The sequence below is a fragment of the Sorangium sp. So ce375 genome, assembly GCF_051473855.1.
In the GTDB taxonomy this organism is placed as follows: Bacteria; Myxococcota_A; Polyangia; order Polyangiales; family Polyangiaceae; genus Sorangium.
Genome location: NZ_CP150335.1, coordinates 4,010,370 through 4,020,292, shown reverse-complemented (window position 1 = coordinate 4,020,292; position 9,923 = coordinate 4,010,370). Strand labels below are relative to the sequence as shown.

Sequence of the window (9,923 nt, the reverse complement as noted above, 5' to 3'; positions counted from 1 at the left end):
CGAGCGGGTCACCTCGACTTCACGAGGGCGCCCGCATCGCGCAGGATCGCGTCGATCCCGGCGTCGTCCGCCTCGTAATAGCCGCGGATGACGCCCTCCTTGTCGACAAGCACGAGGCGCTCGCCGTGGAAGATGCTGAAGAGCCCAGGGCTCGACTCCTTCTTGCCCATGGCGATCTTGAAGCCATCGAGGATCGTCGACTCGATCTGATCGAGGGGCCCAGTCAGGAACGTCCAGCGCTCGAGCGGGAGCCGCTGCGACGCCGTGTAGGCCGCGAGCACCGCCGGGGTGTCGTTCTCCGGGTCGACGGTGAATGTCACGAGGTGCAGCGCGTCACCGAGATCGCGCCCACGGTCCTCGATCTCCCTCATGCGCTGCGTGAGCTTGGGACAGACGGTCGGGCAGGTCGTGAAGATGAAGTCCGCGATCCACACGCGGCCCCGGAGCTGCTCCAGGCCGAACCGCTGGCCCCGCTGATCGGTGAGCTCGAAGGCGGGCAGAGGGATGCGGATCGCGGGCGCCTCGGCCTGGCGGTGGACCGCACGCCCGACGAACCCGAGCGAGAGGAGCGCCACGAGCCCGGCCAGCGCGAGGAGCGCGGCCCAGAACAGCGGCGTGCCGACGAGCCCCCCGCGTCGAGCCCTCCCCGCGTCGCCGCGGTCGGACGGAAGTGATTGGCCAGTCGGCTCCGCTGGCGGCGGAGCGCCGTTCGCGTGGCGCGTCGGCTCCGTGGAGACCATTCGATGACGCTTAAGGGCCTGTCCCCGAAGGGTCAAGGCGAAGGAGCTCCGCTCACGCGCCGACCATCAGCGCAGCGAAGAGGAGCACCAGGTAAACCATGGAGGCGAAGAAGACCTGGCGCGCCCAGCGCGCGCCGGTGCCCGCGCGGAGGCCGTAGACGCCGAGCCCGAAGAACGCTCCGCCGAGGAGGACCGCGGCGCCGAGATAGACGGGGCCCGCCACGCCGAGCGGGACGAAGAGCATCGAGGCCAGCACGAGCAGCGCGAGGTAGCCGACGATGTGGCGCTGCGTCGTGCGATCGCCCTTTTCGAGCGGCAACACCTTGAGCCCCGCGCGCCCGTACTCCTCCTGGCGGAAGAGCGATATCGCCAGGAAATGCGGGATCTGCCAGAGGAACATGACCGCGAAGAGCAGGAAGCCGGGAGCGTCGATCTGCCCTGTGACGCTCGTCCATCCGAGCAGCGGCGGGATGGCGCCGGGGATCGCCCCGATCGGCAGCGACAGCGTCGTCCGACGCTTGAGCGGGGTGTAGACGAGGACGTAGCTGAGCAGCGCCAGCGCGGCGAGCGCGCCCGTCGTCGCGTTCACCCCGAGGAACAGCACCGGGATCGAGGCGGCCGAGAGCGCGATGCCGAACCAGAGCGCCACCTCCGGCGTCAGCCGCCGCGCCGGCAAGGGGCGGTTCCTCGTCCGCTCCATCAGGAGATCGGTGTCGCGCTCGATGTACATGTTGAGCGCGTTGGCGCCGGACACGACGAGGACCGTCCCCAGCAACGCCAGCGCAAGCTGCGCAGGCGGCACCGCCGCGCGGTCGATCGCTGCCTCTCCGGCCAGTCCGGCGCGGAGATAACGGCTCGCGACCCACATGCCGCCGAGCATCGTCGCGGCGACCATCCTCGTGATGCGCGGCTTGGTGAGGCTCACCAGATCGGCCGCTCCCTTGAGCAGCGGGCGCGCGTTCGTGGGGACCGCACGGGCATCGCCCCCGGACGGCTCAGCCTGGCGAACGTACGGGACCGGGGCGCGCTCGGCGGCCTGCTCGACGCTCATGGTCACGCGCGCACCTCGCGGCCGTGCCCGGCGCTCACGCCGCGCGCTCGCGCGGCACCCCCGAACATCCCTGGCCTCGGAACAGCCATACTGAAAAACGACGTCTTCACCGGAGCGCGGGAGGCGGGAGAAAACAGCATCTGGTCCGGGACACTAGCGCGCGCAACACGTCTCGGGGAGTCGAGTTCGTCAGTTGTCGCCCGCTTCCTTTAGGGCACGAGTCGCCCTGCGGCAACCGTCGAGGCGTGCTCATCCGTTCTTTGCGCGCCGAGCGAGCCAGGGAGGGTCGTTCGCCTGCTCTGCTCGCGCTGCTCGCCGCCAGCCGGACGGCCGCGGGCGGTGCGCTGCCTGCCAGAGGCGCTGTCGACGATCTCACCAAAGGCCCTTGAGCTCGTCCTTGTTTTCCGCCGGCTCAGGCTCGGTGCCCGCGTACGTGAACGTGACCTGGGCGGGCTTGTCGTCCGCGACCACGACATCGGCCGTCTTCAGGCCATAGCGAGGGTGCCACGCCTCGAGCTTGTACTTGCCGGCAGGGACCTTCTCGATCGCGAAGGAGCCGTCATCGCCGCTCACCGCGAAGAACGGGTGATCCGTCACCACGACAAAGCCGCGCATCCACGGGTGGACGTCGCAGGTGAGCTTGATGATGCCGTCCTTCCACGCCTTCGTGAGCGGCGCGGCGCCCCCCGGCTGCGCCTGGTTGAACAGCGTCTCAGAGCCCTTGTAGGTGTGCACGTTGTGCAGCGTCCGGTCGCTGTTCTTGATGTCGACCTGCTGCTCGGAGACCACGCCCTGGATGCGCGGCACATACATGCAGTCCTGTTGGTCGACCGCCGCGTGCGCGTCGGGCGCCGTCCAGCTGCCCGGCACGCCCCCGACCGCGATGCGGACGAAGGTGTCCTTGAGCTTGCCGTCGTTGACGACAACAGCGTTGTACGGGACCTCCTTGTCCTGGCAGACCGGGGCGTCCTTGCGCGCGGCGGGGACCTTCATCTCGACCGGCTTGCCGGTGAACTTGACGACCCCCCGGATGACGCCCTTGCCCTCTGGCGCGGCCGCGGCGGTCGCCTGCCCTGTGGCCTTCGGTGCTTCAGCCCGCTGCGTCGCGGCGGGCTTCTCGACCGAGGCCACCGGCGGAGCCGCCGTGGTGGCCGTCGCGGCCGTACCGCCGCTGGGCTTCGAGGGCTCTTCGGGACACCCTGCGAGCGTCAGCGCGGCGAGCGCGAGAGCAGAGAGCGAGGCGAGATCGCGACGATGCATGAGGACTCTCCCGTGCTCGCGGCGCGCCGCGCAAGCCTGGTTCCCGCCCTTCCGAGCCTGACGTGACGTGTCTAAGGAGGGACCGGCTGGGCCGGGCGGCGGCCCCCACCGCGTCCCTTGGGTGAGCAGCCGGTGGAACGCCGCGCGCTGTTCTTCCGCACGGCGACGGCGTGCTTAACGAGTGTCGTCGCTCGCGTCAACCTGACGCGCCGCCGGTGATGTCCGGTTTCCCTGGGCCCGGAAGCGCGCTCGACGTGCGCTCGCGCTCGTTCGCGAGCACGGCCGCCCAGAAGCCGCGCTCGTCGCGGGAGGCGAGCGCGACGCAGAGGGCGGCGATCACCAGCGACAGCGCGCCGAGCGGCACCTCGGGGGCGCTGCGCGCGACGAGCAGCAGCGCCAGCGCGCCGCCCAGCGCCGGCAGCCGCGGCGGGGCGACGAGCGCGAGCGCGACGACCACCACCGAGAGGGCGGCGACGAAGAGCTGCATCGAGAGCGGCACGACCGGAGCAGGGCGGGTGAGCAGCCGGTCGAGCGCGCGGCGGAAGAGCGCCTCGACCATGGATGCGTCGTCGGCGGCGCCCGCCAGCGCCGCCCGCGTGGCGAACAGCGCCGACGCGAGCGCCACCAGCGAGAGCGGGCTCACCAGGCGAGGCCGCGGCGGCTCGCCGTCGCGCGGCCGCGCGTCGCGGCTCGCGCCGAGCGCGACCGCCGCCGCGAAGACGGCCAGCGCGTCGAGCGCGAACGCGGCGGTCGCGACGGAGCTCGTCGCGCCGGCGAGCGCCTTCGAGCCGCGATCGTTCGCCCAGACGGCCAGCAGGACGCCGGTGAGCCGCACGAGCGCGGAGGCGCCGACGAGCCCGAGCGCGGCCGCGACCGGCCGCACGAACGGGACGCGGAGCGCCTCCCACGCGCTGCCGAGCGCGAGGATCGCGGCGCTCACCCCGATGAGCGCGGCGGACAGATCGGGCACGCGCTGCACCGTCGCGTGCAACACGACGAGGATGACGAAGCTGCCCGCGACGATCGCGGCGATCCGCAGCGCGTACGGGACGCGGCTCCGCACGACCGCGCTGATCAGCGCCATCGCGATGACGATGGCGCCGATCGCGAAGAGCTGCGAGGCGCCGGCGCCGGCCAGCTCGACCAGGTGAACCGCGCGCTCGATGCCCACCGCCAGCCCGACCATCGCGGGCGCGAGCATGCGGCCGAGGATCATCGCGAGCAGGGCGAGGACGGCGAGCGGCCGGATGAACGCGAGCACAGGCAGGCCGGCGAGCGGAGGTCGCCCCGCGGCGGAGGATCGGCGCTCGGCGGGCGGAGGATCGCCGCCCTCGTCGCGGCCGGGCGGGGCAGCGGCGTCCGGCGCGGCGGAGGGAGGAGGGCCTTCGGGGGGGAGATCGATGTTGAGGAGCATGTGAGGAAGAGCGCCCGTCGCTCAGCCCTTGTCCCAGGCGCGGGGGGCGTCGAGATCTGTGAAGATCGCCGCGGTCGCCGAGGCGTCGATCAGGTCCTGCATCCGCTGGCCGCCGGCCTCCTCGACGATGCGGTCGTCGTACTCGTCTGCGAGCACGGACAGATCCCGGAGGGCGACCAGGATCTCGTCGGCGTCGAGCGTCTCACCGCCGAGGAGCGTGTGGACGATGACCACACACGAGCCCTGCGCGACGTAACCGAAGGCGCCGAAGCGGATGCGCGCGTTCAGGCGGAGCAGCTTCATCGCGAGGTCCGGCGTCATCTCGACGCCGCGGGCGAGCTGCGCGACGAGCCGCACGAGCGCGCGATCCGGCGCCCAGGGGAGGACATGGAGGTAAACGTACGCCGTCCCCTGGCGGACGACGTAGAACTGCGGCTCGACCCGCGTGAACGCCGGAGAATCCGCGAGCGCCGCCTCGATGCGCGCGTTTGTCACTCGAACGGCCTCGTCGGAATCCTTCGGCATGACGCGGAGGATACATCGCCGCGGTCGCGGTGCAGAGCCGAGACCTAACGCCGGAGCGGAAGCAGCGGACCCGGTGGCGCCAGCGTGCCTTCGTCGCCCGGGACGGGCCGCGGCCCCCTGCGCACCGGCGCCGGCTCGATGGGGGCGGCGTCGGACGCCGCCTTCAGCAGGAACGGGCGGGCGTTGCGGGTGGAGCACGCGTCGTACGGATCCCGGTGGAACTCCCAGTGCAGGTACACGTTGCCGTCCGGCGAGACGATCGCGTCCGGCGCCTTGCCGAACGGCGACGCGCGCTGCACCGAGTTCAGCGCGACGATGTCGAAGGCCGTCATCCCGCTCGGCCTCGTGACCCCGAGGCGCACGATGCTGCCGCTGTCCTTGTTCAGGACGATCTCCACGTGCGTCACCCGGTTCTGGTTGAACGCGTGCCCCGGGGGCAGGCTCTCGAGCGACGCAAGGAACTCCTCCGCGAAGATCGGGTGGAGCCGGTTGTGGATCATGTTGATGTACGTCGCGAACGGCACCCGCGCGGCGTTGAGCGAGGTCTGGTTGCCGGGCTTGACCGAGGGGTCGTAGTTCTCGATCGCGGCGCGCCACTTCTTCCACTTGTCCGTCGTCTCCCACGAGCCCCGGTGCGCGCTCCTGCGGGAAGCGCCGTCCGAGGCCCGCTCCGCCCTGAGCTTCTCGTTGCCGACGGCCGCCTGCACGCCGGCCATGTCCAGGTTGAGGTTGGGCCCCCCGGGAAGCCCCGGCGCGCCGAGGCCGATCGCGCCGACGCGGACCGGGCTCTGGTAGGGCTGCGGCATCGCCTTCTTGCCGGCCACGCGGCTCTTGCCGTCGCCGCCCGGGTTCGCCGGATTGAGGGTGTAGCCGCCGTGCGCGCCGTCGATCACCTCGGGCGACGCCGGGCCGGAGCCGCCCGCGGCGCCCTTCTCCGGCGCCGGGAGGGCGGGAGCTGCCTGCGCCACGCGAGCGCCGCCGCTCGCGCCCGGCACGCTCGGGGGGGACGCCGCCCGGGAGGCCTGCGCGGCCTGCGCGGGCGACGCCGGGCTGTGGTGCTCCACGCTCTCGCTCTCGGGCTTGCCCTCGCCGGGCGCGTGCTGCTCGTTGCCGGCGCGCTCCTCGCTGTGGCCGCTGTGATCGTGGTCGCTGTCGCCGACCATGTCCTTCGGCCCCTTCGGCCCCGACGGCGTCCCGGCCGTCGGCGTGGGATCGTCCTGATCCTTCGAGCGGATCTGCGCCATGGTCTCCTCTTCGACCTTGTTGGCGTCGTCCGCGATCCGGTTCGCCTCGGGGTTGTCCTCCTGGTCCTTCTGGACGTGCTGACGGACGGCGATCCGTTGATCCGCCGGGGGCAGCGGCGGCGGCGGCGCCGGCTGGACCGGTACGATCTTGGCCGCGTCTTCCTTGGGCGGCTCAGGCTTCGGCGGCGCCTTCGCCTGGCGCGGCGGCTCAGGCTTCGGCGGCTTCCGCGGCGGGATCGTCTCCGCCTTGGTCGGCGCGGGCTTCGGCTGCTGCGGCTCGGGCGTCTCGTCCTTGTTCGGCTCGCTGTCCGGCGCTCGCTCTGGCGGCGCGAGCGGGGCGGGCGGCGGCGTGAGCGCCACACCGTCGGTCAGGATCTCGAACGTCGTGTCGCCCGGCCGGAGCCCCTCCCTCACCGCGTGGACCATCTGCCGCAGCTGGGCTCGGTCCTCGATGACCTGCGCGACCTCGACCGCGCCCTCGCCCCCCGCCATGTGCGCGACGATGGCCGCGCAGATCCACAGGGCAAGCGGGATGTGGGCGTCACGCGGCACGACGTTCAACGCCTCCGCGCCGCAGGGGCCGCACAGCGCGACGTGGCGCAGCCGTAACAGCAGCGAAAGACGGTCACCGGTGGCACCTCCAGACTCCGCGTGAACGACCTGCTCGAACAGTGCGCCGATGCGCCAAACGTATCCCGGAAGCGGTTCGAACCTAGCATCCAGGGATCAGCACAGCAACGGTCGGCGCGCGCGAGGCCCGCGTTCCGCGCGAGCGGCGAGGGGCCTCGCGGGCGGCGCGGCGCGCGCGAGCGACTCGGTCCGCAGGGAGCAGCCCCTGGGCGGTCGCGACGGTGTCCCGGCCGCGCCGGTCCTTGGTAAGGCTCGCGTGAGGCGCTCGTGAGGCTCGCATGAAGAGCGCTGCGCCGCCGCGCCGGCGCCGCGATCAGACCTTGATGATCGCGTCCCAGTGATCCGCGATCTCCTGCGCCGTCCAGATGCCGCCCTCGTCCTTGAACTTCCCGGGGCTCTGGACGACTTTGTAAATGTACATCTGCGCGCCGGCGACGGCGAGGACGTTGCCGGTCCTGTCCGCGCACAGGTCGGACGCGAGGAACAGCGCCGCAGGCGCCACGTGCGCCGGCGTGAGCGTGTCGCCCGCCGATTGGAACATGGGCAGATCCTCCGTCATACGGGTCTTGGCGATGGGCGCGACCGCGTTGACGGTGATCCGTTGCTTCTGCAGCTCGATGGCGGCGGTGCGGGTGAGCCCGTAGATGCCGGCCTTGGCAGCCGCGTAGTTCGCCTGTCCGAAGTTGCCGAGCATCCCCGAGACGCTCGTGGTGTTGACGATCCGCCCTCCCCCGCCCTGCGCGACCATCTGCTTCGCCGCGGCCTGCGTGCAGAGGAACGTCCCCTTCAGGTGGACGGCGATGACGGCGTCCCACATGCCCTCATCCATCTTGAGGAGCGTCTTGTCGCGGACGATTCCCGCGTTGTTCACCAGGATGTCGACCCGGCCGAACGCATCGACGGCGGTCTTCACGATCTTCGCCGCCCCCTCGGGGGTCGCCACGCTGTCGAAGCTCGGCGCGGCCTCGCCGCCCGCGGCCCGGATCTCCTCCGCGACCTGCGCCGCCATCGCGTCGCTCGATCCCGACCCGTCGCGCGTCCCGCCGAGGTCGTTGACGACGATCTTCGCGCCCTCCCGGGCGAAGAGCAGCGCTTCCTCGCGGCCGATCCCGCCGCCGGCTCCCGTGATGATCGCGACCTTTCCGTCGAGCAAGCCCATCGCAGATTCCTCCTGATCCGCGCGCCGGCGCGGTGCGCCGTGCCGTTTTCGCGCGGAGCTTCGCACGGCGGGCCTCGGCCCGGGCACACATTCGTGCGCGCAGGTGTGCGCAATCAAGCGCCGGACGAGCGACGGACGAGCGCCGGACAAGCGCGAGCGGGCCCCTTGCGGCGGGGGCGACGTCCGCGCGCCCACGCGCCCGCGCCGCTTCTTTGCCCGATCGAGCGCGGCGATGATAACGCCGCGTTCGATGCAACTGCCCAGCCGCCTTTCCACGTCGACCCTGGGAGACCTGCTCGGCGCGCTGCACCGCGAAAAGACCACCGGGCTCCTGGAGCTCTGCGAACTCCGGACGCCGAGCGGCTCGACCGTGCCGGGCCGCCAGCACAGGATCCAGCTCTTCTCCGGCCTGGTGACGGCCGTCGAGACGCCGCTCCGGGTGCCCCGCATCGGCGAGATCCTCGCGAAGGAGGGCTCCGCGCCCGAGCCGTCGATCCAGCGGCTCGCCGCGCTCGTCGCCGCGCACCGGGGGCGCCGGACCGGCGAGGTGCTGGTGGCGGCAGGGCTCATGCCGGCGAGCGCGGTCGAGCGCGCGCTCCGGATCCAGCTCCGCGCGCGCCTCGAGGCGCTCTTCAGCATCGAGGAGGCGACCATCTGCTTCCACACGGCGAGGCCGCTCGCCGGGTCGCTGCGGCAGACCGGCCCGCTCTCGCCGAGCGATTTCCTCCACGGCCGCCCGCGCGCGCGGGATCGGCAGCGGCGCGGCGGCTCGTCGGCGCGCGCCGCGCACGGCGGGCCGGCGAGCGCGCCGCCGCGCGCCGCCCGCGTGGACGAGCCGCGCCGCCGAGCGCTCGAGGTGCTCGGCTTGCGCGACGGCGCGACCGAGGCCGAGATCCGCCGCACCTTCCGCCGCCTGGCCGCGTCCCTGCACCCCGACCGCGCCGCCGCGCAGGCCGCCGACGGCGCCCAGCGCACCGCGCGGTTCGCCGAGCTCTCGGCCGCCTACCACCTGCTCGTCGCCTGACCGCCTACGCCCGGCCCACGAGGCGCTCGATCAGGAACGACGCCACGGTGATCGGCTTCGTCCCCGGGCCGAAGCCGGCGTCGAAGCCGAGCTCGACGGCCAGGTTGTGATCGATGCGCGGGCCGCCGAGCAGCAGGATCACCTTGTCCCGGAAGCCCTGGCGCGTCGCCAGCTCGACGAGCGCCGCCGCGTTCTCCTTGTGGCAGTTGCGCTGGGTGATCACCTGCGAGACCAGGATCGCGTCCGCGCCGAGCGCCTTGGCCTTCTCGCAGAGCTCGGCGTTCTCGACCTGCGCGCCGAGGTTGTGGGCGTCGAAGCACTTGAAGCTCTCGAGCCCTTTCTCGCCGGCGAACCCCTTGTAGTTCAGGATCGCGTCGATGCCGACGGTGTGCGCGTCGCTGCCGGTGCAGGCCCCGACGACCACGATCTTGCGGCCGAGCTTCTTCGCCTGCGCCTCGATGTCGTCCCGCGTGAGCGGCTGGGCGGCGAGCTCCTGGACCTCGATGTCCGAGAGGTCGACCCCGTGCTGGGAGTGTCCGTAAACGACGAAATACGTGTGCTCCCGGCTGGCCTGCTCCATGGCCGTGACCAGCGGCTCGCGCAGGCCGTGCGACTCGGCAAAGCGCTTCGCCGCCTCGCGCGCGCGATCGCCCGGCAGGACGCGGAGCGTGAACGACATCTGGACCATCCCGTCCCCCTCTCGGTCGCCATACGCACGCAGGATGTTTCGCGGTGTCATGCTCACCTCCGTCTACAGGCACCAGGGGGCGGACTGCGCCGATCCCTCGTTGACAGTAGCGCCAGGCGGCCTCGCGCGGCTAGGGCGATCGCGCCGCAGAGAGCGAGCGAAAACGACACGAAAGCTCAGGGAGCATG

The 9,923-nt window shown here is 72.2% G+C and carries 9 protein-coding genes; 1 reads left to right on the top strand and 8 read right to left on the bottom strand.

Features of this window, described 5'->3' with window-relative positions:
• Window positions 1-8: 8 nt before the first annotated feature.
• The 7 genes from WME90_RS15100 to WME90_RS15070 all read right to left on the bottom strand — a co-directional run bounded on the left by WME90_RS15100 (window position 9) and on the right by WME90_RS15070 (window position 8,023).
• Window positions 9-740: an SCO family protein gene (locus tag WME90_RS15100; protein WP_437281810.1), complete on the bottom strand. Its 732-nt coding sequence runs from the start codon at window positions 738-740 to the stop codon at window positions 9-11.
• Between the two features lie 52 nt (window positions 741-792).
• A complete protein-coding gene (gene cyoE / locus WME90_RS15095; protein ID WP_437283615.1) occupies window positions 793-1,791 on the bottom strand; it encodes a heme o synthase in 999 nt (332 codons plus the stop codon).
• A gap of 372 nt (window positions 1,792-2,163) precedes the next feature.
• The gene (locus WME90_RS15090; protein ID WP_437281809.1) at window positions 2,164-3,051 is read right to left on the bottom strand and encodes a carboxypeptidase regulatory-like domain-containing protein; all 888 of its coding nucleotides are present in this window, start codon (window positions 3,049-3,051) and stop codon (window positions 2,164-2,166) included.
• Between the two features lie 196 nt (window positions 3,052-3,247).
• Window positions 3,248-4,465, bottom strand: a complete 1,218-nt coding sequence (locus WME90_RS15085) for a hypothetical protein (RefSeq protein ID WP_437281808.1) — start codon at window positions 4,463-4,465, stop codon at window positions 3,248-3,250.
• A gap of 21 nt (window positions 4,466-4,486) precedes the next feature.
• Window positions 4,487-4,990: a T3SS (YopN, CesT) and YbjN peptide-binding chaperone 1 gene (locus WME90_RS15080; RefSeq protein ID WP_437281807.1), complete on the bottom strand. Its 504-nt coding sequence runs from the start codon at window positions 4,988-4,990 to the stop codon at window positions 4,487-4,489.
• A 44-nt stretch (window positions 4,991-5,034) separates the two neighbouring features.
• A complete protein-coding gene (locus WME90_RS15075) occupies window positions 5,035-6,786 on the bottom strand; it encodes a hypothetical protein (RefSeq protein WP_437281806.1) in 1,752 nt (583 codons plus the stop codon).
• A gap of 391 nt (window positions 6,787-7,177) precedes the next feature.
• Entirely contained in the window at window positions 7,178-8,023 is an 846-nt protein-coding gene (locus WME90_RS15070; RefSeq protein ID WP_437281805.1) for an SDR family NAD(P)-dependent oxidoreductase, read from the bottom strand.
• Window positions 8,024-8,273: 250 nt separating this feature from the next.
• On the opposite strand from WME90_RS15070, the gene WME90_RS15065 reads away from it, so the two are divergent.
• A complete protein-coding gene (locus tag WME90_RS15065; RefSeq protein ID WP_437281804.1) occupies window positions 8,274-9,047 on the top strand; it encodes a J domain-containing protein in 774 nt (257 codons plus the stop codon).
• Window positions 9,048-9,051: 4 nt separating this feature from the next.
• On the opposite strand, the gene WME90_RS15060 is transcribed toward WME90_RS15065, so the two are convergent.
• On the bottom strand, window positions 9,052-9,786 hold the full coding sequence (locus WME90_RS15060; RefSeq protein ID WP_437281803.1) for an OAM dimerization domain-containing protein: 735 nt from the start codon (window positions 9,784-9,786) through the stop codon (window positions 9,052-9,054).
• Window positions 9,787-9,923 lie beyond the last annotated feature (137 nt).